This window comes from Massilia sp. 2TAF26 (genome assembly GCF_052115005.1).
Taxonomy (GTDB): Bacteria; Pseudomonadota; Gammaproteobacteria; order Burkholderiales; family Burkholderiaceae_D; genus Telluria.
Genome location: NZ_JBFRFV010000029.1, coordinates 1 through 25596 on the forward strand (window position 1 = coordinate 1; position 25596 = coordinate 25596).

The window sequence follows — 25596 nt, forward strand, 5'->3', positions numbered from 1 at the left end:
TGACCTGATCGGAATCTTGTAGCCAATCAGAAAGTTAGTCTTCATGTTATTTTTATACATGGAGGCTAGATGAAGAAACGTTTTACCGAAGAGCAGATCATTGGGATCCTGCGCCAGGCCGCGGCCGATGGTGTAGTCATCCGAGATCTCTGCAGGAAGCACAACATCACCGAGCAGACGTTTTTCCGGTGGCGGAACAAGTACAACGGCATGACAGTGCCGGAAGCGCGCCGACTGAAGGATCTGGAAGCCGAGAACGCCAAGCTGAAGAAACTCCTGGCCGAGCAGCTGCTGGCGATCGAAGGATTGAAGGAGATCGCCGGAAAAAAATGGTAACCCCGGCAGCCAGGCGGCAAGCGCTTGATATCCTGAAGAGTAAAGGTTTATCCGAACGCGCTGCCTGCCGGTTTGCCGGGGTAAGTCGGCGCGTGACGAATTACGAGCTCAAGCAGCCCGGCAAGGATCAGGTGCTGGGAGCGCAGTTGATCGAGGCGTCGAGCCGCTATCCGCGTTTTGGCTATCGACGTATCGCCGTGATGACAGACACGAAAGTGAGCCGTGTATGGCGGCTGTGGAGCAGGCTGGGGTTGAATCTGCCGAAGCGCCGGCCCAGGAAACGCCGATGTGGCAGCGACATCCGTATTCCCGGCTCGACCGCGCCGAACGGCGTGTGGACGTATGACTTCGTGCATGACCAGCTGGCCAACGGTGGGCCGCTCAAGATGCTATGCGTCCTAGACGAGAATACGCGCGAATGTCTGGCCATCGAAGTCGGCAAATCGCTGCGTAGCCAGGACGTCATCCTGACGCTGTCCAGGCTGATGCGAATCTATGGCAAGCCGGCCTTCATCCGCTCGGACAACGGCGCCGAATTCACCGCCACGGCCGTCATGAAATGGCTGCGCGACCAGAATATCGGGCCGGCCTACATCAAGCCAGGTAGTCCATGGCAGAACGGCTTCGTTGAGAGCTTCAACGGCAAGTTGCGCGATGAATGCCTGAACCGGGAATGGTTTGTCAGCCGGCAGGAGGCCAAGCTAATCATTGAGAAATGGCGGCACTTCTATAACAATGAGCGCCCGCACTCTGCACTTGGCAACCGCACACCGGCCGCAGTCGGGCGTGAGCGGCGCCAAATACAGGCTGCTTGAAATCGAAGGCTAACAATCGCCGTGGCTACAAATTAGCCGATCAGGTCAAGGTCACTCCCGTCCGCCCCCGGGAGTAGCGATGACATACACTATCTCCGCATTTCACCCTGCCACCCGAAGCACTGAAAGGAGACGGTAATGAAGAACACGAATACCAGGACCGCCCTGCTGGCCTGCATCCTCGCCGCAGCCGCAGCCGCCATCGGCAGCGCCAGCGCACAGACCTCCGTGCCGGCGACCGCGCCAACGCCGGCGTCCTCCGGCGACAAGCTGCAAGCCCCGATGACGCTGGTAACCGCCGGCGGCACCGGCAAGATGATCGGCACGGTGACGATCACCGAATCGCCGAACGGCCTGGTGTTCACTCCGGCGCTGACCGACCTGCCTGCCGGCCCGCACGGCTATCACGTGCACGAAAACGGCAGCTGCGGCGTCAACGAAAAGGACGGGAAGAAGGTGGCGGCGGGCGCCGCCGGCGGACATTACGACCCGCACGGCAGCAAGCAGCACCTCGGCCCCACCGGCAACGGCCACCTGGGCGACCTGCCGCCGCTGGTGGTGGGGGGAGACGGCCGCGCCACCCTGGCGGTGACGGCGCCGCATCTCACCAGGCTGGCCGACGTGAAGGGCAAGGCGCTGATGATCCACGCGGGCGGCGACAACTACGCCGACAAGCCGCAGCCGCTGGGCGGCGGGGGCGCGCGCATCGCCTGCGGTGTCATCCAGTGAGTGTCCGGCCAGGCAATGTAAAAATTGTTCATTACTTGCATGCATTGATTTAACAATGCCTGCTATGATGAGCCGGCGAGCCGACCCTCCGGCTCGGATTTGCTGACGAATACCTATGTCCTGGCCTTTCGACCCTGCCGCATCCGGCGATACGTCGCCACCGAACGTAAGTGAGATGGAGCTGCGGATGCGGCGCCATCCCTGGGAAGACACACCCGTCGGTCCGGTCGCTTCCTGGCCTTTCAGCCTCAAACTGGCGGTGCGCACCCTGCTGGACTGCCGGCTGCCGATGTGCCTGGCCTGGGGCGAAAGCCAGATCCAGTTCTTCAACGACGCCTATCTGCCCTCCCTCGGCAACAAGCAGGATACGGCCCTGGGCGAAGACGCGCGCGTCACCTGGGCCGATATCTGGCCGGTGATGGCCGAGCGCTGGGGACGCGCCTGGCGCGGGGAGTCGATCGGCTCCGACAAGCTGGCCCTGACGGTCACCCGTTTCGGCTATCCCGAAACCTGCTGGTTCCACTATTCGTACAGCCCGGTCTACGACGATGCCGGCCGGGTCGGCGGCGTGCTGGCCGCCTTCGTCGAAACCACCGGCGGCGTGCGGGCCGAGCGCCGCCATGCCTTCCAGCTGGCGCTGGCCGACATCCTGCGCCGCGAAACCGAAACCGGTCCGCTGCTGCAGGCCGCCGCCCGCCAGGTGAGCGGCCACGCGGCCGGCACGGTGACGATCTTCGCGACGGTCGACCATGCGGCGCAGGCGGCGGTGATCCGCGAGCAGTGGCGCGACGGCGCGCCGGACGGCGAGCCGGGGCGCGCGGTGCCGCTCGGGCTGCTCGCGTTCGGGCGCGAGGCCCAGCTGCTGCGCGGCGAGATCGTGTGCGTGCCGGACGTCGCCGCCGAGCCGGACATTTCCGGCGGCGGTGCCTGGCTGGCGCAAGGCATCGCCGCCGGCCTGATGGTGCCGCTGATGGAGGAGGGGCGCCTGCAAGCCGTGCTGGCGCTGCACGCGCCCACCGCACAGAGCTGGGAAACCGCCGACGTCGAGCTGATCGGCGACAGCGCCCACCGGATCGCGGATGCCTTGCGCCGCATCCGTACCGAGCAGGCGCTGCGCGAAGAGAGCCGCCTGCTGGCGCTGATGAAGGACGCCACCGGGCAGCTGGCCTCGACCCTCGACCTCGAAACGCTGATGCAGGCGATCACCGACGCCGCCACCCAGCTGACCGGCGCCGAATTCGGCGCCTTCTTCCATAACGGCACCGACGGCAACGGCGACGCCTATCTGCTCTACACCCTGAGCGGGGCGCCGCGCGAGGCCTTCCAGGACTTCGGCCATCCGCGTCCCACCAAGGTGTTCGGCCCGACCTTCTACGGCAGTGCGCCGATCCGCAGCGACGACATCACGAAGGATCCGCGCTACGGTTCGATGGGACCGCACCACGGCATGCCGCCCGGCCACCTGCCGGTGCGCAGCTACCTGGCGGCGTCGGTGGTTTCGCGCTCGGGCGAGGTGATCGGCGGGCTGTTCTTCGGCCACTCGACCCCGGGCATGTTCAGCGCGCGCACCGAGGAGCTGATCGGCACCTTCGCCGGCCAGGCCGCGATCGCGATCGACAATGCGCGCCTCTACGACATGGCGCAGAAGGCGGCCCTGGAGCGTGAAAGCCTGCTGGCCAGCGAGCGCGCCGCGCGCGCCGAGGCCGAGCGCCACAACAAGATGAAGGACGAGTTCCTGGCGATGCTGGCGCACGAACTGCGCAATCCGCTGGCGCCGATCTCCAACGCGGCCCAGCTGCTGCGCCTGCCGGAAGCGAACGAGGGCCTGCGCCTGAAGGCCAGCAACATCATCTCGCGCCAGGTGCGCCACATGAAGGAGCTGGTCGACGACCTGCTGGACGTCTCGCGCGTGACCCGCGGCCTGGTCAAGCTGGAGAACGAAGTGCTCGACCTGAACAAGGTGGCGATGGCCGCCGTCGAACAGGCGCGCCCGCACATCGAGGAGCGCGGCCATGCGCTGACGGTCGACCTGCCGCCCGAGCAGGTGCCGGTCGAGGGCGACCGCACCCGCCTGATCCAGGTGCTGGTCAACCTGCTCAACAACTCGGCCAAGTACACGCCGGCCGGCGGCCGGATCACGCTGGCCGTCACCGGCACCGGGGCCTCGGCCGAGGTGATCGTGCGCGACAACGGCAGCGGCATCGACGCCCAGCTGCTGCCCCACATCTTCGACCTGTTCACCCAGGCCGACCGCGCGCCCGACCGCTCGCAGGGCGGTCTCGGCATCGGACTGGCGCTGGTGAAGAGCATCGTACGCATGCACAACGGCGCGGTGACCGCCAGCAGCGACGGTCCCCAGCGCGGCACCACGATGACGGTCACGCTGCCCCTCGCGCAGGCGCAGGCGGGCGAGACGCCGCGCGCGGGTGGCATCGCCGGCGAGACCCGGCCGCTCTCGGTCACCATCGTCGACGACAACCTGGACGCCGGCCATTCGCTGGCGGTGCTGCTGCGCGCCCACGGTCACAACGTGCAGGTCTACGAGGACGCCTCGACCACCTTGCGCGCGCCCGAAGTGGAAGGCACCGAAGTCTTCATCCTCGACATCGGCCTGCCCGACATGACCGGCTACGAACTGGCGCGCCGCCTGCGCCGCCGGCCCGGCCACGCCGGCGCGGTGTTCGTGGCGCTGACCGGCTACGGCCAGGAGCGCGACCGCGAACTCTCGCGCCAGGCCGGCTTCGACCACCACCTGGTCAAGCCGGTCGATATCGCCAAGCTGGCGCAGATCCTGGCGCACGCACCTGCCGTCGCTCCCGCAACTTCTTGATCCGTCATTCCCGCCTTCGCGGGGGCGTGGCATATTGACAATTAATTTCCAACCGCTCAGTATTCGGTGATGTCCCGCAAAAAGAACAGCCGTCAGTGGGCCCGCCTGCGCATCCTGTGCCACGCGGGTCTCGACCTGATGACGATCGTCCCGGACGCCTTCGGGCTGGTGCGCGAGCTCATCCCGAATTCCTCCGCCCACCTGACGCTGCTTCCGCAACTGCCCGCGCAGCCGGCGCCCGACGCCGGCCGGGACGATGCCGCCTTCGCCCAGGTGCTGCCGCCGCCGCGGGGCTATTTTTACGGCGACCATGTCGGCTTCGATGCGCCGTCCGCGCCGCCCGTCCATGTGCTGGAGGCGCCGCTGCAGGGCGGCGGGCGCAGGCGCGGCGAGATCGTCCTGTGGCGCGCCGAGGGGCCTGCCTTCGACCACCATGACGAGGAAGACCTGCGGCGTGTCGCCGGCTATTTCGAGCATGCGCTGCGCAATGCGCCGGAACTGGGCGCGGGCGGCGCCGCCGTGGTCGAGGACGAAGCCATGCTGCTGGCCACCGGCGACGGCCAGATCCTGTATCTGAGCGACTCGGCCGGCGGCTTGCTGGACCAGCTGGCCGCGCAGGAGCGCCAGCGCTTCGACCGCCGCACCGTGCCGCCGTTCTGCATGCGCCTGGTGGAATCGGTGGTGCACGGCGACCGCTATCCCTGGCTGCTGCCGCTGGCGACCCTGGCGATGGCCGGCGGCATCCTCGAGGCGCGCGCCCAGTGGATGAGCGTGGGTGGCGCCGCGGCCCTGCACACGGGCGGCGATGCCGGCGCCGCCAGCCGCACGGTCGGCATCTTCATGAAGTTCGTGGTGCCGCTGCCGCTGCGGATCTGGCGCGCGATCGGCTCGGTGGAGCTGTCGCCGCAGCAGGCCGAGGTGGCGTTCTGGATGGGCGTCGGCGGTGGGCGCGAATCGGCGCGCGCGAATATGGAAGTCAGCGACGCCGTGCTGCGCGACTGCGTGAAGGCGGTCTATGAAAAATTCGGCTGCTCGTCCGAGGCCGGCCTCCTGGAGCAGCTGCGGCCGGCGATCTCCCGCATGTAACCCCGCTCTCGACAGACAGCTTGCAAACAAGGACGGTAATCCCGCGCAGCCTTTCCGGGCTGCGCGGGATGTCATTGTTGCGGGAGGCTCAGTTGGCGGCGCGGGCTTTCGCGAACTGGTCGCCCGGCTTCCAGGTCGGCATCGCGGGCGCGTCCGCCACCGCGCGGCCCAGGTTCAGCGTGTACTGCGCCTGCTGCACCATGCCGGACAGATCCCAGTTAGGATCGTATTCGTCGTTGGCCTGGTGGTAGCGCGGGCCGTAGGCCTTGCGCTTGGCGTCGTTGGCCTCCTTGTCCTTCACCCAGTCGTGGCCGCCGCCCACCGAGAACGCTGGCACGCCGGCCTTGGCGAAGCTGAAGTGGTCGCTGCGGAAGTAGCCGCCGCCCAGGTCCGGACGCGCCTCCGCCACCTTCAGGTTCATCGCCCTGGCGGTGCCGGCCGCAAGCAGCCCCAGGCTGCTGCGTTCGCTGCCCTGCACGCCGATGTCCTTGGCCATGGCGACGAAGTTCAGGCTGTCCAGGTTCAGCGCCGCGGCGGTCTTGTCCAGGGGCCAGAGCGGGCGCGCCGCATAGGCCGCGCTGCCCAGCAGGCCCTGTTCTTCGGCCGCCACCCACAGGAACATCTGGCTGCGTTTGGCCGGATGGCGCACCGCCTCCTGGGCCATCGCCAGCAGGCCGGCGCTGCCCGAGGCGTTGTCGACGGCACCGTTGAAGATGGTGTCGCCAGTGTCGCCCTGCTTGCCCAGGTGGTCCCAGTGCGCGCTGTAGATCACCAGTTCGTCCTTCAGCTTCGGATCGGTGCCCGGCACGATGCCGGCCACGTTGAACTGTTCCAGGGTACGCACCGCGGCCTTGGCCTGTCCCTGCACGCGGGCGTTCAGCACGACCGGCTTGAAGGACTTGTCTTCGGCGGCGGCACGCAGCTTGTCGAGGTCCTGGCCGGCGGCGCCGAACAGGGCGCGCGCGCTGGCCTCCGTCATCCAGCCTTGCAGGCCAGTGCCGAGATCGGCGTCGGCCAGCTGGAAGCGCTCGGCGGTCCAGCTGTTCTGCACCACGCTCCAGCCGTAGGAGGCCGAGGCATCGGTGTGGATCAGCAGGACGCCGGCGGCGCCGCGGCGCGCGGCTTCCTCGAATTTATAGGTCCAGCGGCCGTAGTAGGTCAGGCCCTTGCCATTGAAGCGGTCCGGTTCCGCGCCGGTCGGCGCCGGGTCGTTGACCATCATGACCAGCACCTTGCCCTTCACGTCGAGGCCCTTGTAGTCGTCCCAGCCGCCTTCTTCCGGCGCACTGATGCCGTAGCCGACGAAGACCAGTTCGGCGTCCATGTCGTGCACCGGTTTCGCATCGCCGGGCGCCCACACCCAGTCCTTCGCGAAGGCCAGCGGCAGCGGCTTGCCGCCCGCGACCAGGGCCACCGAACTTTCCTGCGGGTGGGCCTTCACGCCGGCGATCCTGACGCTCTGGCGGTAGCTGCCCTGGTTGGCCGGCAGCAGGCCGACGGCCATCGCCTGGGTCTCCAGGTAGGTGACGGCCAGCTCGCCGCCGCGCTGGCCGGTGCCGCGGCCTTCCAGGGCGTCCGAGGACAGGAAGGCCAGATGGGCGCGCAGCGGGGCTTCCTGGACGGTGGCGCCATGGTTGGCGCCGGCGGGTTTCGCGGGGCTGGCCGCGTGGGCTGCAAAGGCCAGCGCCAGGCTGGCGGCGAGGGTCGGGCGGACGATCTTGTGCATGGATTCCTGGTGCGAGAATGGATCGGATTTACAAAGCAGAAGCCCGGCCATTCTAGCGGAACAGGAGCACGTCGGACGAGACCGTGGTGGCGGTTTGCGGCAGCAGGCGCGGAAGCATGCCGGCGGGACGCGGCGGCAGGTCGCGTTCCGGCAGGCCCGGCATGCGTTCCTGGACATACACCAGGAAGAAGGGATCGCCGACCAGGTCGAAGGCGAAGTGCAGCTCGCGGTCCTGCATGCCGTGCAGGTCGAGCCGCCATCCGCGGTAGCGGCTGGCCGTGAGCACGCGGCCGTTGACGCTGGTCTTGAGGCTGTCGGCGCCGACGATGCGCAGCATCAGCGCCGGCGCCCGGTTCTTCGAGCGCAGCCGGATTTCCACGTGGCGCACCGGGCCGCCGCGCACGTCCTTTTCGATCAGCAGGTCCGGGTAGGCGATGCTGTCGTCGCGCTTGGCCGCCGCATACCATACCGAGGGCGAACCGGGCGGGAACAGATAGGGCAGCTGGTCGGGGTGCAGGCTGTTGGGGAAGAACTTGCGGGTCCAGGCATCGAGCGGCACCGGCGGATACAGCCAGAAGGATTGCCAGCTCGGGGTGTCCTTGAAATACAGCAGCCGGTTCGGCTGCGGCAGCTCCGGCCGCAGCGTGCTGCCGCGGTGGGCCAGCAGCAGGCAGGCGCACACGCCCAGCAGCAAAGGGCGCACCACCAGGCGCGCGCCGACGCCGGCCAGCAGCGGGCCGCACAGGGCCGGCAGGCAGCACACCAGGGCACAGGGCAGCAGCAGCCAGGCCGGCGACAGGAACAGCAGGCTGTCGCGCGCCGCCGGCAGGATCAGCAGCGCGGCCGGCACCGCGGCCACTAACATGGCGGCCAGCCGCTGCGGCGCCGTCCACGCGCGGGTGCGGCGGCTGTTCAGCACCAGATACGCCGCCTGCGACGCCAGCAGCGGCCAGGCCAGCACATAGCTGGCGCCCGGCGCGAACCAGCTGACGACGGCCAGCGCCGTGGCCAGCAGGCACATCGCCCCCAGCAGCGCGGCGGCGGCGCCGATCCGCGCCTGCAGCCTGCGCTGCAGCGCGATGAAGACGGTCAGCGGGACCAGCGTGAAGGCCAGCAGTTGCCAGCGCACGGTGGCGGCCAGGCCCGCGCCGTCGGCCAGCAGGCCGGCATCGTAGCGCTCCGCGAGGCCGGGCAGGGCTTCGCGGCACAGCCAGGCGGCGAAGGTGGCCAGCGCCCCCATCGCGAGCATGCCGAAGACGCCCTGCACGATGTCGGTGACGTCGATGTTCTGGCGCCGGATGCCGGTGCGGCAGGCGGCTATGCACAGCAGGCAGGCCAGCAAGGTCAGCGGCCACACCAGGGAATAGCCGTAGTGCAGGATGCCGAGGCCGGGCAGGGCGAAGAAGACCTGGCCGCGCGCGCCGGGTTCCGGCAGCGTGGCGGCGCCGAAGTGGCGCAGCAGGGCCAGCATGGTGTCGCCCTCGTGCCGCAGGCTGGCGCGGTCGAGGCGTTCGGCGATGTCCCAGGCGCCCCCGCCCAGCGGTCCGGCGGTGGTGGCGAAGTGCAGGACCGCCGGCCCGTGATCGGGATCGGGACCGGCCAGCAGGGCCGCGCCCTCGTGATGCGGCAGCGTGGCGTACAGCTCGCCCATGAAGGAGGAGCCCTGGGGATCCGGCGCCACCGCCGCCCAATCGCCGAGCGTCGAAGAGTCGGCGCGGTCGGCGCCGATCAGCTGCAGGGCGCCGCGGTTGCCGGGATTATCGAAGCGCAGCACGACCCTGGCGCGGCGCGCCCAGGGATGCGACTGCACGAAGCCGCGCGTGCCGAGGGCCTGGCCGGCATCGCCGTCGGTGAAGACGACCAGCAGGTCGTTGTCGAGCGCGGGCCCGGCCTGCAGCACGCGCAGGGTTTCCAGCAGCGCGGCGCTGGAGGCGGCGCCGTCGGCCGCCCCCAGGGAGTCGCTGCCGGAATCGTAGTGGGCGACCGCCAGCACCGCCGGCCTGCCGGCATGGCCGGACAGCACGCCCGGCTTCCTGACGATCACGTTGTGGACCTCGGCCATGGTCACGCGCACGTTGGCGGTCAGGTCGGAGGAGGAGGTCTGCACCGTCTCCGTCTGCACTTCCGGCTCCAGGTCGAGTGCGCGCAGGCGGGCCAGCAGGTACTCGCGCGCCTGCTGGTTGGCCTGGCTGCCGACCGGACGCGGCGTCGCCGCCAGTTCGCGCACGTGGGTCTGGGCGCGGATGGCGGAAAACCCGGGCATCGCGGACGCCGTGACGGCGGTGGGCGGCGCCGGCAGGTGACGCGGAGCCAGTGCGAGCCAGGCCAGCAGCGCGCCGAGCAGGCATGCGGCGGCCAGGCCCTGGGCCCCGGCGGCGGGCAGGACGGATTCACGGGATGACATTGCTTCTCCAGGCGAAAAAAAGCCCGCCAGGCTTCGAGGAGAGGGGGCGGGCGAAGGGACGCTTGATGCTTCGGGCTCAGTCCAGCTTCCAGACATAGGCCATCTGGGCCCAGCCGGCTTCCGGCGCACCGTTATTGGTGGCCGGCTTGAACTTGCACAGGCTGAGCGCATTGAGGGCGGCGCGGTCCAGCACCCGCGAGCCGCTCGATTGCTGGATGCGCGCCGAGCTCACGCGGCCGTCCGTACCGACCAGCAGGGCCAGCGTGGTGGTGCCGGTGTCGCCGTTGCGGGCCGCGCTGGCCGGGTAATCGGGCAGGGCGCAGCTGTTGGCGTCGGCGAATACGGCGGTGCGCATCTGGCCACTGTTCGCATTCGCGTTCGCGTTCGCGTTGGCGGCGGGCGGCGCTTCGGAGGCGGTCGCGGGCGGCGTGAACGGATGCGGCGAGGGCTCGGCCTCGGTGGTGGCCGTCACCGGCGCCGGATCGGGCGGTGGGGCGACGTCGACCTCGAGCTTCGGGATCACGACTTCCGGCGGCGCCAGCTGCTGCGTGGGCTGCGGCGGCTCGGGCGGCGTGGGAGGCGGTTCGAGGCGCTCCGGTTCGAGCATCACCAATACCTGCTCGGGCAGGATCGAGAGCGTATGCCGGGTGCCCAGGCTATGGACGATCAGGGCGCCGAGCGCCACGTGCAGGCCGGCAACCAGCGCGAACTTGCTGGCCTTGCTGCCATTCGCATGGTTCGAGTAAGAGAAATGCATGGCCATCCTCCTTGTTGTTATCGGACATGAAGCGGTTTGGCTAAGCTGTGGAATTAATATATGCTATGTCATAGCAATGTGTAAAGCGAATTATTGGCAAATTTTCTTCCATTCGTTTCATCAATTTCCTTCGTTGGCCTTGCTGTCCTTGTGTGGAATAATCACACCATTCACATGCCAGAGAATGGTAAGACGATGCAGAAAGAGCAAAAGCCGATCCGCGTGATGCTGGCGGACGACCACCCGATCGTGATGACCGGTTTCGCCATGTCGCTTGGCGCGCAGGGGATGGAAGTGGTGGGCCAGGCCAAGTCGCCCAGCGAGGCGGAGGCGATGTACGCCGAGCAGAAGCCCGACGTGGCGGTGCTGGACATCCGCTTCGGCACCGAGCTGACCGGTATGGACGCCGCCCAGAACATCCTGAAGGCCGATCCGCAGGCGAAGATCGTGTTCCTCAGCCAGTTCGATCAGGACAGCCTGATCAAGGAAACCTACCGCCTCGGCGCGCACGCCTTCGTCACCAAGGACTGCGACCCGGCCGACCTGGCCGAGGCCGTGCGCCAAGCCCACGCCGGCAAGCTGTACTTCCTGCCGCAGATCGCCGAGCGCCTGGCCAGCCTGGCGGTGCGCGGCGACGTCTCGCCGCAGTCGATGCTGGACGAGCGCAGCCTGGAGATCTTCAAGCTGATGGCCGAGGGACTGACCAACAACGAGATCGCCGAGCGATTGAACCTGTCGACCAAGACCATCAGCAATATCAGCCAGTCGGTGAAGGAGAAGCTGGGGGTGCATCGGCAGGCTTATATCACCAAGCTGGCGGTGAAGCATGGTTTGATCGAGCCGTAAGGGATATGCTGAGGAACTTGGGTCCCCGCCTGTGCGGGGACGACGTTTTAAGGCAGCAGGCCACCGGGGCGACCGCAGCCCGCACTTCGTCGTCCCCGCGAAGGCGCCTCGCCGTGCGAGGCTCCAAGTTGATTTTCGTAGCCAGTATCCTCGCAGCGCTCAGCCTCACCGCCCAAGCCGCCAAACCCACCCACGAACCCGCCCAGGGCTTCCGCTTCCAGTTCGTCACCGCCGACGACAGCGCCATCACCCAGCGCATCACCGAAGACCTGTACAAACGCCTGGTCCCGATCTTCTCCACCTTCCGCACCGAGCTGGCCCAGCGCCGCCGCATGCTGTACGTGGCGATCGGTCCGGCGGCCCTGCGCGAGGTGGCGTCGAAGCGCTGCGATTGCGTGGTGATCTCGGCCTTCACCTCGAGCCAGGTGTACCGCGCCATCATGGCCAAGGCCGCGCAGGGCGGGGCGCAGCCGGTCGCCAGCACCGCCGTCTATGCCGAACCCTCGCCTGCCGACCAGCTGCGCCTGGCCGCGCTGCTGTACCGTAGGCCGGTACGGGTGGCCGCCATCCTCGGCGCCGACACCAGTTTCATGCGCCCCGCGCTGGAAGCGGATAGAGTGACGGTGCTGGACGCCGGCGGCGAGGACATCAACCGCCTGCTGAACCAGATCGCCCAGACCGACGTGCTGCTGGCCCTGCCCGACAGCACCGTCTACAGCACCGAGAGCATCCGCAACATCCTGCTCTCGACCTACCGCCACAAGCAGGGCGTGATCGGCTTTTCGAGCGACATGGTGAAGGCCGGCGCGCTGGCCACCACCTATTCCGAGATCGAGGACATCGACGCCCAGGTGGCCGAGCTCGCTAGCGCCTATGTGGCCGGCGGCGAGCTGGCGCCGCCGCAGTTCCCGCGCTACTTCCGCACCATCGTCAACGAAGGCGTGGCGCGTTCGCTCGACCTCACGGTCAGCGACGAGGTGCGCGGCTTCTCCAGGCCGGCGCCGCCGCGCCGCCCATGATGCGCTACCTGTCCTTCTGGCGCGGCTGGAGCATCGGCCTGCGCATGGCCTTCATCACCATGCTGCCGGTGGCGCTGCTGTTCTCTTCCTTCGTCTGGTATTCCTGGTATTCGCACCGCGCCCAGGTCGACGAGGAGCTGGCCGAGCGCGGACGCATCCTGGCGCGCGCGCTGGCCGAGACCAGCGAATACAACGTCATCTCCGGCAACCTGTCCGACCTGCGCCTGACCATCAACGGCCTGGTGCAGTCGGACCGCAGCGTCTACCGCATCGACGTGGTCGACACCAATGGCCGCAATGCCGTCAGCGTGGTCTCCGAACATCCGATCCAGGCCGAGCCGCATTCCTTCGAGGCGCCGATCCGCAAGCAGGTGGTGTGGCTCAACCTGTTCTCGGACAACGGCACGCCGCACGTCTCCGCCTCCAGCGACACCCGCCCGCCGACCCTGACCACCGAGGTGGTGGGGCGGGTGAGGGTGACGATGTCGCCGACCAGCATGATGGCCAAGCAGCTGCGGCGCTTCCGCATCGAACTGGCGATGGCGGCGCTGGCCCTGGTCGCGAGCGGCTTACTCGCTTATTTCCTGGCGCGCAGCCTGACGGTGCCGCTGCAGGAGGCGATCGCCGTGCTGCGCGCGATCCGCGGCGGCGACTACCGGGTCGAGCTGCCGGTCACCACCGGCGGCGAGGTCGGCGAGCTGCAGGCCTCGATCGGCGAAATGTCGGTGGCGCTCGACCGTTCCAAGCAGGACCTCGAGAACAAGGTGGCCGAGCGCACCCGCGACCTGCTGGAATCGCGCAACGAGGCCCTGCGCGCCGACGCCGACAAGCGCAAGCTGATCCAGAAGGTCAACAACATCATCGAGGACGAACGCAAGAGCATCGCGGTCGAGATCCACGACGAACTGAACGCCTCCCTGATCGCGGTGCGGCTGGAATCGCAGACCATCCAGCAGTTGGCAAGCAAGGCCGTGCCTGGACCGGAAGTCGAGCAGATCGGCGCCAAGGCACAGGCCATCACCAGGCTGGCGCTGGACCTGTACGCCAACGGCCGGCGCCTGGTGCGGCGCCTGCGTCCGGAAGTGCTGGACATGCTGGGCCTGCACGGCGCGGTCGAGGAGATGGTCAGCCATTACCGGTCCAGCTCGGGCATCGATTTCGAATTCCATACCGAGGGCGACTTCTCGCGCCTGAACAACGAGCTGGCGATCTCCGCCTACCGCATCGTGCAGGAGGCGCTGTCGAACATCATGAAGCACGCGAATGCCTCGGCCGCCCACGTCAGCCTGGTGCTATCGGATGCCGACGATGCCCTGCACATCGAGGTCGGCGACGACGGCGAAGGCTTCGATCCGGCCCTGTCCTCGGAAGGCATCGGCATCATCGGCATGCGCGAGCGCGTGTTTGCCGTCGGCGGCAGGATACAGGTGCGGTCCCGGCCAGGGCGCGGCACCACGCTGGCCATCACCCTGCCGCTGCACGAGGCGGCCGGCGGCGCAACTGAGGTACATTAGCGGTCTTCGCATCATCACCATCACCATCACCATCACCATCACCATCACCAGCAGCCACGACCATGTCCAATGAATTGAAGACGCCTTTCGAGAAGGGCAACCAGAACCAGACCACCACCTGGGCCGACTGCATCGCCTGGTACGAGGAGCTCGCCAAGCGCTACCCGCGCGTGCTGCGCTTCAGCCAGATCGGCACCTCGGATGCGGGCGTGCCGATCCATGCCGGCGTGGTGTCCGCCGACGGCGTGTTCGACCGCTTCGAGATCAAGCGCGACAAGCGTCCGGTGTTCTTCAACAATAACGGCATCCACCCGGGCGAGCCGGAAGGCGTCGACGCCTGCATGGCCCTGGTGCGCGACTTCTGCCAGGAGCCGGAACGCCTGGCCGCGCTCGGCCGCACGGTGTTCATCTTCATCCCGCTGTACAACGTCGACGGTGCCTTCAACCGCAACGATACCTCGCGCGTGAACCAGGACGGCCCCGAGTCCTTCGGCTTCCGCGGCAACAGCCGCCACCTCGACCTGAACCGCGACTTCGTGAAATGCGACACCCTCACCGCGCGCGCGTTCAACGAGTTCTTCACGGCCTGGGATCCGGACGTGATGGTCGACACCCACACCTCGAACGGCGCCGACTACAGCTACACCATGACCCTGATCCAGACCCAGGCCGACAAGCTGGGCGGGGAGCTGGGCGACTTCCTGCGCGAGACCATGCTGCCGGCGATGTTCGCCGAGATGGACAGGCGCGGCTGGCCGACCTGCCCCTACGTGAACCCGGTCAAGGACAGCCCGGACGACGGCATCGCCGACTTCCTGGAGACGCCGCGCTTCTCGACCGGCTACGCGGCCCTGCACCACACGATCGGCTTCATGCCCGAGACCCACATGCTGAAGCCCTTCGCCGACCGCTATCACTCGATGCGCGCGCTGGTGGAGACGGCGCTCGGCTTCACCGTCGCGAATGGCGACAAAATCGTGCAGCTGCGCCGCGCCGCCAAGGATGAGGGCCGCACCCGCCGCGAGTGGCCGATCCACTGGGCGATGGACGAGGCCAATCCGTCCAGCTTCCGCTTCAAGGGCTACGCCGCGAAGTACAAGCAGAGCGTGCTGGGCGACTACCAGCGCCTGTGGTACGACCGCAGCGCGCCGTATGAGAAGGACATCCCTTACTTCAACCGCTTCCCTGCCGACGTCGTCGTGTGGGCGCCGCGCGCCTACGTGGTGCCGCAGCAGTGGCGCGAAGTGATCGAACGCCTGCAGTGGAACGGCGTGCGCATGGAGCGCGTCGAGGCCGAGCGCGAGCAGGAACTGGCCTGCTACCACATCAAGTCGGTCAGCTCGCGCCCGCATGCCTACGAAGGCCACATGTTCCACGACGACGTGCAGCTCGAGCGCCGCTGCGCCACCGTCACCGTCCGTGCCGGCGACTACATCGTGCCGCTGGACCAGGACAATGCGCGCTACGCGGTCGAGATGCTGGAGCCTCTGGGCCACGACAGCTTCTTCCGCTGGGGCTTCTTCAACAGCGTGCTGGAGAAGAAGGAAGCCTATTCGGACTATGTGTTCGAGGACGAAGCCGAGAAGCTGCTGCGCGACGAGCCGGAGCTGGCCGCCAGGTTCGCGGAGTGGAAAGAACTGAATCCGCAAAAGCTGTCCGACCAGTATGCGGTGCTGGATTTCATCTTCGCCCACTGCGCGCGCTACCGTGAGCCGGAGTGGCGCCGTTATCCAGTGTTCATGATCGACTGAAGCGGCTCAGTCCTGGCAGCTCTCCCAGGTCCAGTCGACCCGGGCGAGCACCTTGTCGCGGAAGGTGAGGGTGATGGGATCGGCGCAGCCTTCACCTTCTGTGCGCTTCAGGACCAGGGTGTCGCCGCCGCTGGCCGACGCGCCGAGGACGTCCTCGACCGCGCCGCGCCGATCGCCGATGTGCAGTCCCAGCGGCAGCGGATAGCCCGCGCGCGAGATCGCCAGCGAGCCCGGAAACGTATTGCCGCCGCCCGACTCGGTCGTCAGTTCGATGCCGGGCTGGCGGTAGGTCTTGCGCGTGAGCTTGCCGTTGAAGCCCTCGACGCGCCTGGTGCGTTGGGCGGACGAGGAAGCCGCCAGCGCCGCGGCCACGCCCTCGCCGAAGCCGTGCAGGTGGGCGAAGCCGTCCGCCATCCGGGCGGCCTGCCGCTGCCGCAAGGCTTCCTGCTCCGGCGCCTGCGCGGTTTCCCGGGCCGCGGCCGGCAGGGCCGCCAGCATGGTCACGCCCAGCAGCGCACACGCCAGCAGTTTTCCTTCCATCCGAGCCTCCTTTTATTGATTGTTCTGGCAATATTGCGCCTATTATTTGGCGGATTCAACAAGGAGAAGAACATGCATCGCACCATCCTCGCGGCCCGGGTCGCCGCGCTGGCCTGGCTGGCCGCAGGGGCCGCGGAAGCTGCGCCCTCGGCTGGCCAGACCTACTTCGAGCGCAACTGCGCCAGCTGCCACACGGTCGATCCCAAGCTGGGTTCGCGCGCCGGTCCCGGCCTGTACAACGTGGTCGGCCGCAAGGCGGGCGCGGTGCCCGGCTATAACTATACCGACGCGCTGTCCAGGGCCGGTGCCGCCGGCAAGACCTGGACCCGCGAGGAGCTCGACGTCTTCATGCGCGATCCGACCAGGGACGTGCCGGGTACCGCGATGCCGATCGGGATCCCCGATGCGAAGGCGCGCGCCGCCGTGATCGGCTACCTGGCCGCGCAAAGCGGCAAGGCGGCGGCACCGGCGGCGGCCTCGAAAGCGGCGGACGGCAAGGTGAGCGATGGCGCCGGCGGCTGGCTTGACGACAAGCCGGGCGACCTGCACCACGTCACCGCCGACAAGCTGGCGGCGCCCTTCGCCAGCGAGAGCGCCGGCAACGGCCCGAAGGTCGCCGCGCGGCCGAGCGGTGCGATGCCGGCCGTGCCGCAGGGATTCAAGGTGTCCGTGTTCGCCGGCGACACCGGCAAGGCGCGCCTGGCGCTGCGCGCGCCGAACGGCGACATCATCGTCTCCGAGGCGAGCAAGGGCCAGGTCAGCATCCTGCGCCCCGGCAGCGGCGGCGAGAAGGTGGAGACCGTGAGCGTGTTCGCCGGCGGCCTGTCGCGACCCTACGGCCTGGCGCTGTGGCCGTCCGGTCCGAACCCGAAATACCTGTACGTCGCCAACGTCAATTCGGTGGTGCGCTACCCGTATTCGGCCGGCGACCTGAAGGCGAAGGGCGAGCCGGAAACCGTGGTCGAAAAGATCGCCGATACCGGCGGTGGCCACATCACCCGCACGCTGGCTTTTTCGAAGGACGATAAAACGATGCTGCTGTCGGTCGGTTCGGCCACCAACATCGCCTCGAGCATCGGACCCAAGCCGCCCGAGGCGCTGGCCCAGTGGGAAGCGAAGCACGGCCTGGGCGCCGCCTGGGGAGAAGAAACCGACCGCGCCGCGGTGCTGGCCTTCGACCCCGACGGCAAGAACCGCCGTTCCTTCGCCAACGGCCTGCGCAACTGCGTGGGCATGCTGGTGCACCCGCAGACGGGCGACCTGTACTGCAGCGTGAACGAGCGCGACGAACTGGGCGACAACCTGCCACCGGATTACGTGACGCGCGTGAAGCAGGGTGGATTCTACGGCTGGCCGTGGTACTACCTGGGCGCCCACGAAGACCCGCGCCTGAAGGGCATCCGCCCCGACCTGAAGGACAAGGTGACGATTCCCGACACCCTGATCCAGGCCCACTCGGCGCCGCTGGGCATGGTGGTCTACCAGGCTCCGGCGGGCGCCAGGCACGCCTTCCCGAAAGAGTACGAGGGCGACATCTTCGTGGCCCTGCACGGCTCGTGGAACCGCGGCATCCGCACCGGCTACAAGGTGGTCCGCGTGATGATGAAGAACGGCGTGCCGACCGGCCAGTACCAGGACTTCATGACCGGCATGGTGCTGAGCGACCGCGACGTCTGGGGCCGCCCGGCGGCGGTGACGGTGGCGCAGGATGGGGCGCTGCTGGTGGTGGACGATGCGGGCAGCGTGGTGTGGCGCGTGGCGCCGGAAAAATAATCGCGTCGACCCGCGACGTTCAAACCGTCGTTCCCGCGATCTTAAATACCGTCGTCCCCGCGAAGGCGGGGACCCAAGTTCTGTACGAGCTATCGATACGCATGCAAACTTGGGTTCCCGCCTGCGCGGGAACGACAGTTCATATGTTTACTTGGATTCCGCAATCCACCGATCCACCTTCTTCTCCAGCAGCGCCAGCGGCAGCGTACCCTCGCCCAGCACGATCTCGTGGAACTTCGGCAGGCTGAACTTCGGTCCCAGCGCCTTCTCGGCGCGGGCGCGCAGTTCCTGGATCTTCAGGGCGCCGATCTTGTAGCCCAGCGCCTGTGCCGGCCAGGCCATGTAGCGCTCGGTCTCGCTGCGTGCCAGCGCTTCCGGATAGCCCAGGGTCTCGCGCATGTACTTGATCGACTGCTCGCGGCTCCAGCCCTTGGCGTGCATGCCGGTGTCGACCACCAGGCGCACCGCGCGCAGCATTTCGTCGTTCAGGTGGCCGAACCAGTCTTCCGGCTTGCCGTACAGGCCCATCTCGGTGCCGAGGGTCTCGGCGTACAGCGCCCAGCCTTCGGTGAAGGCATTGTTGCCGCCGAAGGTGCGGAAGTTCGGCAGGTTCAGCTCCTGCATCAGGGCGATGTGGAAGTGGTGGCCCGGCTGGCCTTCGTGCAGGAACAGCGTGACCATGCCGGGGCCGCTGTATTTGGCCGGGTCGTTCACCACGGTCCAGAACACGCCCGGACGCGAGCCGTCCGCCGCCGGCGGGGTGTAGTGGTCCGAGGCCGTGGCGCGCGTCAGTTCCGGCTCCAGGCGGATGTCGAGCGGGGTCTTCGGCCGCAGCGAGAACAGCTTCGGCAGCTTGCGATTCAGCTCGGTGTTCAGCTTGCGGTAGACCTCGATGATCTCGCCCTCGGTCTTGAAGGGCGTGTACTTCGGCTGTTCCGAGACCCAGGTCGGCAGGCCGGATGCCGGACCGGTGTAGCCCATCTGCGGGCCGATGCGGGCGTATTCCTGCTGGATGCGGGCGACTTCCTTCAGGCCGGTCTGGTGGATCTGCTCCGGGGTCAGGTCGGTGGTGGTCTGGCTGGCGACGCGCGCCAGGTACCAGTCCTTCCCTTGCGGCAGGGCGTCGTAGCCGGTGCTGGTGCGGCAGGCCGGCAGGTAGTCGTGCTCCAGGAAGTCTGCCAGGCGTTTCACGGCCGGGTTGACCCTGGCGCCGATCGTGTCGTGGTAGGCGGCCGTCAGTTTCGCCTTGTCGGCGCTTGAAAAGCCGGCCGGGAAGTGCTTGACCGGCGAGGCATAGATGCTGTCCTCGGCCTTTGCCGCCACCAGGTGCCGGATCTGCGGCAGGGTCGAGACCATCACCGCCTTCTGCGCCGTGACGCCGCGCTTCATCCCCTCGCGCATATTGGCGATGGCCTGGTCGATCCAGGGGCCGAGCTGGTTCAGGCGGCTCAGGTAGGCCTGGTAGTCCTTCACCGTGTTGAGCGGCTGTGCGCCCTGGCCGCTCGCGTAGTTCGCCAGCTCGACCGGGACGTTGTCCATCTGGTTCAGCGGCAGCAGGTGCTCGGGAAAGGGCTCCAGGCGCAGCGCGGTCTTCAGCTCGTAGTCGAGGATGTCGTAGCTGGTCTGGTCGCGCTGGGGCAGGGCGTCGCGGCGGATCGCGTGCAGGCGTTTCAGGTAGTCCTTGTACAGGGCGAACTGGCGGGCTCGGTTCTGCGGCGCGATCGACATGCCGATCTGGTCGGCGAAGCGGTTGTCGCCGGCCTCGCCGGCCATGATGGGGTCGAAGCGCGCTTCGGCATCCCAGTAGTCGTCGGCCAGCTTGTTCAGGCGCTGGGATTCGGCGCCGGCGCTGGCGGCGGCCGTCTTGGCGGCGATGGGTTTCGGCTCGAGCGCGCCGGCGGGAGCGCAGGCGAGCATGGCGGCGCAAGCGATCGCGCCCAGCTTCAGGATCTGTTTCATGTGCGGTTTGTGTGCGGAATAAAAACGAAGGCGGCGACAAGGATACGCTTGTCGCCGCCCGCGGCCCAGTCTTTACGGGGTCTTCTTAATAAGTGGCCAGGGGGGCCAGGGCGCCGTTCTTGAAGGTGTAGACGGTGACGGCCGTCTTTTTCAGGTTGCCGCTCGGGTCATAGCCGTAGGTGCCGGCCACGCCCTGGTAGCTCATGGTATGGAGAAGCTTGCTCACCGCGGCCGCGTCGACCGTGTTGGCGTTCTTGATGGCCTGGGCGATGAACATGGTCTGGTCGTAGAAGGCCGGCGCGTAGACGTCCGGGTCGCGCTGGAAGCGCTGCTTGAAGCGCTGCTTGAAGGCCGGGCCGCCGGGCTGCTTGTCCAGCATGGCGCCGGCCTGGGCGCACAGCACGTTCTCGCCGACGGCGTCGCCGCCCAGCTTGGCCATCTCCGGGCTGCACAGGGTGTCGCCGCCGAGCAGGCGGACGCCGCCCATGCCGAGCTGCTTCATCTGGCGCGCCATCGGCGCTCCCTGGGGGGCATAGCCGCCGAAGAAGATCGCGTCGACCTTCCTGGCGCGGAAGGCGGTCAGGATGGCAGAGAAGTCGCTCGCCTTTTCATTGGTGAACTCGCGGCCGGCCACGGCCAGGCCGGAAGCGCGCGCCTGCTTGGCGAATTCGTCGGCAATGCCCTGGCCGAAGGCGGTGCGGTCGTCGATCACGCCGACGGTCTTGATTTTCAGTTCCTTCGCCGCGTAGGCCGCCATCGAGCCGCCGACCTGGTTGTCGCTGGCGACGATGCGGAACACGTTCGGGTAGCGCGACTGCGTGATCTTCGGGTTGGTGCCGACCGTCGACATCAGGATGCCGGCATCGTTGTAGACGCGCGAGGCGGGAATCGCGACGCCCGAGTTGTAGGGGCCGAGCACGAACTTGACGCCGGCGTCGGCGAATTTCTGGGCCACGTTCACGCCGGCCTTGGGGTCGCCCTGGTCGTCCTCGGACATCAGCTCGAAGCGTAGCGTCTTGCCGCCCGCCTTGATCTTCTGTGCGTTGAGTTCCTCGACCGCGAGCCGCACGCCGTTTTCGTTGTCCTTGCCGGCGAAGGCATTGGCGCCCGACAGCGGCCCGCTCACGCCGATGCGCACCAGCTGGTCCTGGGCGGCGGCGGCGGCGCCGAGCGTCATCATGCCGGCGGCCAGCGCCAGCGGCGCAATCTTGAATTTCGATGGCATTACCTAGTCTCCGTTATGTTCCAACGGGCGCCATCATCGCATGATTCAGTTCAGGCAGCGAGACCGTGCGAAATCAGTTCCAGCGGCAGCGCGGTGGTGCACTTGATCTGCTCCATCGAGAAGGCCGAGGACACGCCGGCCAGCTGGGCGGTCTTGATCAGCTTCTTGTAGAAGCGGTCGTAGCCTTCGATGTCGGTGGTGACCACCTTCAGCAGGTAGTCGACGTCGCCGCTCATGCGGTGGAATTCGAGCACCTCGGGCAGCGCGATCACGGCCGAGGCGAAGCGCTCCAGCCACTTTTCGTCGTGCTCCTTGGCGCGCACGCTGACGAAGACCGTGACCGGCAAGCCGACCTTGTTGCGGTTGACGATGCTGACGCGGCTCTCGATATAGCCCTCTTCTTCGAGGCGCTTGACGCGCTTCCAGCAGGGGGTGCTGGACAGCCCGACTTTCTCGCTCAAACCGGAAATCGACAGGGTGGCGTCCGCCTGCAGGGCGGCCAGAATCGCACAATCGTATTTGTCGAGTGAGTTCATTTCTCTTATGCAGTAAGAATGAGAATGCCAGTTCTTCTTTTCAGCGAAAACAAAGGAATTTTAGTACATCTTATTCTGCGTCAGTCCGTAACATATTACTCAACTATGGCACGTTGTGTGCATATTATTTTTTGTTTTTAGCAATTTTTTCGGTTGTTATTCATGAGCCACGATATTTACCTCGACGCCAACGCCACTTCGCCCGTGCTGCCGGCCGCCGCCAGCGCCGCGCTGGAGACGATGCAGGCCTGCTTCGGCAATCCGAGCAGCAGCCATGCGACCGGCCTCCGCGCCAAGGTCATCCTCGACGCCGCGCGTGCGCGTGCGCGCCGCGTGCTGGGCGCCGGCGCCGGCCGCGTGCTGTTCACCAGCGGCGCCACCGAAGGCATCCAGACCGCGGTGCTGTCGGCGCTGTGCGCGATCCGCGAACGGCGTGCGGCGGGCGAGGACTGTGGTGATCTGCTGATCTACGGCGCCACCGAGCACAAGGCGGTGTCCGAAAGCCTGGTGCACTGGAACCGCCTGCTCGGTACCAGGCTGACCCTGTGCGCGCTGCCGGTCGACGGCGCCGGCCGCCACCGCCTGGACCTGCTGCGCGAACTGGCGCCGCGCGCGGCGATGGTCTGCACCATGGCCGCCAACAACGAGACCGGCACCGTCTCCGACCTCGAGCGTATCGCCGCCGTGCTGGCCGAGCGTGCGCCGCGCGCGTTCTGGATGGTCGACTGCGTGCAGGCCCTCGGCAAGCTGCCGCTGGATCTTGCCAACAGCCGCATCGACTACGCGCCCTTTTCGGGCCACAAGCTGTATGCGCCGAAGGGCATCGGCATGCTGTACGTGAAGGAGGGCACGCCCTACACGCCGCTGATCATCGGCGGCGGCCAGGAAGCGGGCCAGCGCTCGGGCACCGAGAACATGGCCGGCATCGCGGCGCTCGGCGCCGTGCTGGAAGCACTGGAGGAGGGCGGCACCTTCCGCGGCCACGCCGAACTGGCGGCGATGCGCGACCGGGTCGCGGCCAGCCTGGTTGATGCCTTTCCGGGCATCGTGTTCAACACGCCCTTCGAACTGGCGCTGCCGACCACCCTGAACTTCGCGGTGCCGGACATGGCGAGCAAGGAACTGCTCGACCTGTTCGACGCCGCCGGCATGCGCGTCAGCGCCGGTTCCGCCTGTTCGGCGGCGAAGGCCGCGCCCAGCTATGTGCTGGAAGCGATGGGCCTGCCGGCGTGGCGCACCAGCGGCGCCGTGCGCCTGTCCTTCGGACCGCTGGCGACCGAGGAATTCATCGACGAAGCCTGCGCGCGGATCCGCCGCTGCGGCCAGGCGGCGCGGCGTCCGGCACTGGCGTCGTCGAGTCTCAGCGGCGAGCGCCGCGGCCTGCTGCAGGTGAGCTGCGAGGGACGTCACGGCTGGATCCTGTTCAACCTGGAAGCCGGAGCCTGCGTGGCGATCGATCCGCCGGCCGGCATGGCGGCGCGGATCGCGGCCCAGATCCGCGCTAGCCACCTGCGCACCCTGGCCGTGCTGGGGACGGATGGCGGCGCGGACGGCGACGCCCGCGCCGTGCTGCGCGCAGGCCTCGGCCTGGATGCCGGCGAGCCGGGCGCCCTCGGCTGGCCGCGCGAAGGCGGCGTGGTGACCCTGGCCGACGGCAGCGCCGCGCCGGCGCTCGCGCTGGGCGACGAAGTGCTGGTGCGCCTGGCGGACCGGGACGGGCGCGGCGCCGCCTATCTGCTGGGCCGGGCGCAGGAAGGTCGGCTCGAGGCGGCGGCGGTGCGCCTGGCCTTCGTCGGCGGGATCGCGATGGACGGTGCCGATGCGCGGGAGCTGGCGCGACTGATCGATGGCGCCACGGTGCTGTGCCACGGCGCCGATGTCGGCGGCGCACCCTGCACCATGCTGGAGGCGGCGCATGCCGGGTCGGCTGCCGGCGAGTTGCGCCAGCTGGCGCCGCAGCAGCTGGACGCCTTCCTGCGCAGCCACGAGGATGCGCTGCTGGTGGACGTGCGCGAAGCCTGCGAGCTGGAAGCCGGCGGCATGCGCCTGCAGGGCCGCGCGGCGCAGGCGCTGCCGATGTCGCGCCTGGCCGAACACCTGGGCCAGCTGCTGGCGGCGCCGCGGCGCCCGCTGGTGTTCGTCTGCCGCAGCGGCAACCGCAGCGCGCGGGCGGCGCTGTGCCTGCAGCGCCTGGGCCATGCCGAGGCCTGGAGCCTGAGCGGCGGCCTGGCCCTGGCCGGATCGGAGGCATAGTTTCGTTGACTCTGCGGCGCGCGCGCCACAGGCCCCTGCCGGCAGGGGCGGCTTCCGGCTACACTAGCGTCAACCCGGCTTGCCGATAACCCATCCGACAGAGAAAAACAATGAGTGAACGTACGAGTGCCGCGTCCCTGGCCGCCACAGTTGCCGCGGTTGCCGTCCTGGCGGCCAGCGTGGCGCCGCCGGCCGCCGCAGCCGACTGGAGCGACACGGCGATCAGCTGGCGCTATGGCCAGCGCTTCCGCGAGCCCTTCAACCCCTCCGACATCAAGAAGAACATCTTCGCGCTGACCCACGCCAGCGGCTACAAGTACGGCTCGAACTACTTCAACCTCGACCTGCTGCAGTCCGACAGCAACGACCCTGGTTCGTTGAACCAGCGGGATGGCGCGCAGGAAGCCTATATCGTCTACCGCCACACGCTCGACATCGGCGCCCTGCGCGGCGCACCGATCGCCTACGGCCCGGTAAAGGGACTGGGCCTGGTGCTGGGCTTCGACTGGAACACCAAGAACGACGTCGGCTACAACTCGCGCAAGCGCATGCTGGTGGCCGGCCCGACCCTGATGTGGGACGTGCCGGGCTTCCTCAGTACCGGCATCCTGCTGCTCCGCGAGAGCAATGCGCCGAGCGGCGCCTTCCCGCCGATCTCGGAAGTCCGCAGCCGCTACACCTACGACTACCACCCGATGTTCTCGGCCAGCTGGGGCATCCCGGTGCCGGAGAGCTGGATGCCGGGTTGGTCCTTCGAAGGCTACCTGAACTACATCGCCGCCAAGGGCCGCGACGAGGTCGGCAACGGGACCGGCGCCGAGACCAATCTCGACATGCAGCTGATGTACGACCTCGGCAGCCGCTTCGGCCAGCCGAAGAACCGCTTCCGCGTCGGCCTCGAATACCAGTTCTGGAACAACAAGTTCGGCAACACCGCGGCCACCACCGGCAACCGCGGCCAGCGCGCCAGCACGCCGATGGTGCGCGCCGAATACCACTTCTGATCCTCAGCGCGTCAACGGGGTATCCGCCTTCTTCAGCGTCCGCAGCACGAAGCTCGATTTGCTGTGGCGGATACCCGGTATCTTGTACAGCTGCTCCCTCAGCAGCCTTTCATAGTCGCGCGTGTCCTTGACCGCGATCCGGATGAAGTAATCGTAGTCGCCCGAAATCAGGAAGGCTTCCAGGACTTCGGGGATGGATTCCAGCGCCTGCGCAAACTCATTCAAGGTCTCCTGGCTGTGACTGCCCAGGGTCACCTGCACGATCACCGTGTCCTGGTAGCCGATCTGGGCCAGGTCCACCTTCACCGTATAAGCCTGGATGGCGCCGGAGTCGGTCATGCGCTTGATGCGGTTCCAGCAGGAGGTGGTCGACAGCCCCACCGCCTTGCCGATCTCCTGCAGCGGCGTGCGTGAGTCCTCGAGAAGGATGCGCAGGATCGCTTGATCCTGCTGGTCGAAAGATTTTCCGTTGTAGTCGCTCGTTTCCATAAAT

At 67.7% G+C, this 25596-nt stretch carries 19 protein-coding genes; 11 read left to right on the forward strand and 8 right to left on the reverse strand.

Features of this window, described 5'->3' with window-relative positions; all coding sequences use genetic code 11:
• The first annotated feature begins 69 nt into the window (after positions 1-69).
• The 4 genes from AB4Z32_RS22710 to AB4Z32_RS22725 all read left to right on the forward strand — a co-directional run bounded on the left by AB4Z32_RS22710 (position 70) and on the right by AB4Z32_RS22725 (position 5796).
• Positions 70-1151, forward strand: a protein-coding gene (locus tag AB4Z32_RS22710; protein ID WP_442124137.1) for an IS3 family transposase whose coding sequence is annotated in 2 segments (ribosomal slippage) — positions 70-319 and positions 319-1151 — 1083 coding nt in all. Because the reading frame shifts where the segments join, the coding sequence is not laid out codon by codon here.
• 138 nt (positions 1152-1289) lie between these two features.
• The gene (gene sodC / locus AB4Z32_RS22715; protein WP_442124138.1) at positions 1290-1880 is read left to right on the forward strand and encodes a superoxide dismutase [Cu-Zn] SodC; all 591 of its coding nucleotides are present in this window, start codon (positions 1290-1292) and stop codon (positions 1878-1880) included.
• Between the two features lie 187 nt (positions 1881-2067).
• A complete protein-coding gene (locus AB4Z32_RS22720; RefSeq protein WP_442124139.1) occupies positions 2068-4710 on the forward strand; it encodes an ATP-binding protein in 2643 nt (880 codons plus the stop codon).
• 69 nt (positions 4711-4779) lie between these two features.
• Positions 4780-5796, forward strand: a complete 1017-nt coding sequence (locus AB4Z32_RS22725) for a hypothetical protein (protein WP_442124140.1) — start codon at positions 4780-4782, stop codon at positions 5794-5796.
• Positions 5797-5884: 88 nt separating this feature from the next.
• On the opposite strand, the gene AB4Z32_RS22730 is transcribed toward AB4Z32_RS22725, so the two are convergent.
• The 3 genes from AB4Z32_RS22730 to AB4Z32_RS22740 all read right to left on the reverse strand — a co-directional run bounded on the left by AB4Z32_RS22730 (position 5885) and on the right by AB4Z32_RS22740 (position 10683).
• Positions 5885-7522: a M28 family peptidase gene (locus AB4Z32_RS22730; protein ID WP_442124141.1), complete on the reverse strand. Its 1638-nt coding sequence runs from the start codon at positions 7520-7522 to the stop codon at positions 5885-5887.
• A 52-nt stretch (positions 7523-7574) separates the two neighbouring features.
• On the reverse strand, positions 7575-9926 hold the full coding sequence (locus tag AB4Z32_RS22735; protein WP_442124142.1) for a M28 family peptidase: 2352 nt from the start codon (positions 9924-9926) through the stop codon (positions 7575-7577).
• A 76-nt stretch (positions 9927-10002) separates the two neighbouring features.
• The gene (locus AB4Z32_RS22740) at positions 10003-10683 is read right to left on the reverse strand and encodes an energy transducer TonB (protein ID WP_442124143.1); all 681 of its coding nucleotides are present in this window, start codon (positions 10681-10683) and stop codon (positions 10003-10005) included.
• Between the two features lie 195 nt (positions 10684-10878).
• On the opposite strand from AB4Z32_RS22740, the gene AB4Z32_RS22745 reads away from it, so the two are divergent.
• From AB4Z32_RS22745 to AB4Z32_RS22760, 4 genes are all read left to right on the forward strand, one after another.
• Positions 10879-11529 (forward strand): response regulator, encoded by a 651-nt coding sequence (locus AB4Z32_RS22745; protein WP_442124144.1) that lies wholly within the window; start codon positions 10879-10881, stop codon positions 11527-11529.
• A gap of 128 nt (positions 11530-11657) precedes the next feature.
• The gene (locus tag AB4Z32_RS22750) at positions 11658-12548 is read left to right on the forward strand and encodes a hypothetical protein (RefSeq protein ID WP_442124145.1); all 891 of its coding nucleotides are present in this window, start codon (positions 11658-11660) and stop codon (positions 12546-12548) included.
• Complete coding sequence (locus AB4Z32_RS22755) at positions 12545-14062, forward strand: HAMP domain-containing sensor histidine kinase (protein ID WP_442124146.1); 1518 nt, start codon at positions 12545-12547, stop codon at positions 14060-14062. The genes AB4Z32_RS22750 and AB4Z32_RS22755 overlap by 4 nt, the downstream gene beginning before the upstream one ends.
• 62 nt (positions 14063-14124) lie before the next feature.
• Positions 14125-15813 carry a M14 family zinc carboxypeptidase gene (locus AB4Z32_RS22760; RefSeq protein WP_442124147.1) on the forward strand — a complete coding sequence of 563 codons (1689 nt, stop codon included), beginning with the start codon at positions 14125-14127 and terminating at the stop codon, positions 15811-15813.
• A 6-nt stretch (positions 15814-15819) separates the two neighbouring features.
• Here the strand turns inward: AB4Z32_RS22760 and AB4Z32_RS22765 are convergent, their stop codons facing one another.
• Positions 15820-16353 (reverse strand): hypothetical protein, encoded by a 534-nt coding sequence (locus AB4Z32_RS22765; protein ID WP_442124148.1) that lies wholly within the window; start codon positions 16351-16353, stop codon positions 15820-15822.
• A 72-nt stretch (positions 16354-16425) separates the two neighbouring features.
• Here AB4Z32_RS22765 and AB4Z32_RS22770 point away from each other — a divergent pair, with 72 nt between their 5' ends.
• Positions 16426-18126: a PQQ-dependent sugar dehydrogenase gene (locus AB4Z32_RS22770; RefSeq protein WP_442124149.1), complete on the forward strand. Its 1701-nt coding sequence runs from the start codon at positions 16426-16428 to the stop codon at positions 18124-18126.
• Positions 18127-18273: 147 nt separating this feature from the next.
• Here the strand turns inward: AB4Z32_RS22770 and AB4Z32_RS22775 are convergent, their stop codons facing one another.
• From AB4Z32_RS22775 to AB4Z32_RS22785, 3 genes are all read right to left on the reverse strand, one after another.
• On the reverse strand, positions 18274-20085 hold the full coding sequence (locus tag AB4Z32_RS22775; RefSeq protein ID WP_442124150.1) for a DUF885 domain-containing protein: 1812 nt from the start codon (positions 20083-20085) through the stop codon (positions 18274-18276).
• An 85-nt stretch (positions 20086-20170) separates the two neighbouring features.
• Positions 20171-21310 (reverse strand): branched-chain amino acid ABC transporter substrate-binding protein, encoded by a 1140-nt coding sequence (locus AB4Z32_RS22780; RefSeq protein ID WP_442124151.1) that lies wholly within the window; start codon positions 21308-21310, stop codon positions 20171-20173.
• A 50-nt stretch (positions 21311-21360) separates the two neighbouring features.
• The gene (locus tag AB4Z32_RS22785; protein ID WP_442124152.1) at positions 21361-21846 is read right to left on the reverse strand and encodes an Lrp/AsnC family transcriptional regulator; all 486 of its coding nucleotides are present in this window, start codon (positions 21844-21846) and stop codon (positions 21361-21363) included.
• 162 nt (positions 21847-22008) lie between these two features.
• On the opposite strand from AB4Z32_RS22785, the gene AB4Z32_RS22790 reads away from it, so the two are divergent.
• Together AB4Z32_RS22790 and AB4Z32_RS22795 are read left to right on the forward strand one after the other, a co-directional pair.
• Positions 22009-24099, forward strand: a complete 2091-nt coding sequence (locus AB4Z32_RS22790; RefSeq protein ID WP_442124153.1) for an aminotransferase class V-fold PLP-dependent enzyme — start codon at positions 22009-22011, stop codon at positions 24097-24099.
• A 110-nt stretch (positions 24100-24209) separates the two neighbouring features.
• Positions 24210-25103 (forward strand): outer envelope protein, encoded by an 894-nt coding sequence (locus tag AB4Z32_RS22795; protein ID WP_442124154.1) that lies wholly within the window; start codon positions 24210-24212, stop codon positions 25101-25103.
• Positions 25104-25106: 3 nt separating this feature from the next.
• Here AB4Z32_RS22795 and AB4Z32_RS22800 read toward each other — a convergent pair whose 3' ends face one another.
• Positions 25107-25592, reverse strand: a complete 486-nt coding sequence (locus AB4Z32_RS22800) for an Lrp/AsnC family transcriptional regulator (RefSeq protein WP_442124155.1) — start codon at positions 25590-25592, stop codon at positions 25107-25109.
• Positions 25593-25596: the final 4 nt, after the last annotated feature.

Bases quoted from the DNA above. Each gene is read 5' to 3' on its own strand.
- AB4Z32_RS22775 (WP_442124150.1), bottom strand. From the start codon at position 20,085: ATGAAACAGATCCTGAAGCTGGGCGCGATCGCTTGCGCCGCCATGCTC.
- AB4Z32_RS22745 (WP_442124144.1), top strand. From the start codon at position 10,879: ATGCAGAAAGAGCAAAAGCCGATCCGCGTGATGCTGGCGGACGACCAC.
- AB4Z32_RS22785 (WP_442124152.1), bottom strand. From the start codon at position 21,846: ATGAACTCACTCGACAAATACGATTGTGCGATTCTGGCCGCCCTGCAG.
- AB4Z32_RS22730 (WP_442124141.1), bottom strand. From the start codon at position 7,522: ATGCACAAGATCGTCCGCCCGACCCTCGCCGCCAGCCTGGCGCTGGCC.
- AB4Z32_RS22760 (WP_442124147.1), top strand. From the start codon at position 14,125: ATGTCCAATGAATTGAAGACGCCTTTCGAGAAGGGCAACCAGAACCAG.
- AB4Z32_RS22790 (WP_442124153.1), top strand. From the start codon at position 22,009: ATGAGCCACGATATTTACCTCGACGCCAACGCCACTTCGCCCGTGCTG.
- AB4Z32_RS22780 (WP_442124151.1), bottom strand. From the start codon at position 21,310: ATGCCATCGAAATTCAAGATTGCGCCGCTGGCGCTGGCCGCCGGCATG.
- AB4Z32_RS22800 (WP_442124155.1), bottom strand. From the start codon at position 25,592: ATGGAAACGAGCGACTACAACGGAAAATCTTTCGACCAGCAGGATCAA.
- AB4Z32_RS22740 (WP_442124143.1), bottom strand. From the start codon at position 10,683: ATGCATTTCTCTTACTCGAACCATGCGAATGGCAGCAAGGCCAGCAAG.
- AB4Z32_RS22770 (WP_442124149.1), top strand. From the start codon at position 16,426: ATGCATCGCACCATCCTCGCGGCCCGGGTCGCCGCGCTGGCCTGGCTG.
- AB4Z32_RS22795 (WP_442124154.1), top strand. From the start codon at position 24,210: ATGAGTGAACGTACGAGTGCCGCGTCCCTGGCCGCCACAGTTGCCGCG.
- sodC (WP_442124138.1), top strand. From the start codon at position 1,290: ATGAAGAACACGAATACCAGGACCGCCCTGCTGGCCTGCATCCTCGCC.
- AB4Z32_RS22725 (WP_442124140.1), top strand. From the start codon at position 4,780: ATGTCCCGCAAAAAGAACAGCCGTCAGTGGGCCCGCCTGCGCATCCTG.
- AB4Z32_RS22720 (WP_442124139.1), top strand. From the start codon at position 2,068: ATGCGGCGCCATCCCTGGGAAGACACACCCGTCGGTCCGGTCGCTTCC.
- AB4Z32_RS22755 (WP_442124146.1), top strand. From the start codon at position 12,545: ATGATGCGCTACCTGTCCTTCTGGCGCGGCTGGAGCATCGGCCTGCGC.
- AB4Z32_RS22735 (WP_442124142.1), bottom strand. From the start codon at position 9,926: ATGTCATCCCGTGAATCCGTCCTGCCCGCCGCCGGGGCCCAGGGCCTG.
- AB4Z32_RS22765 (WP_442124148.1), bottom strand. From the start codon at position 16,353: ATGGAAGGAAAACTGCTGGCGTGTGCGCTGCTGGGCGTGACCATGCTG.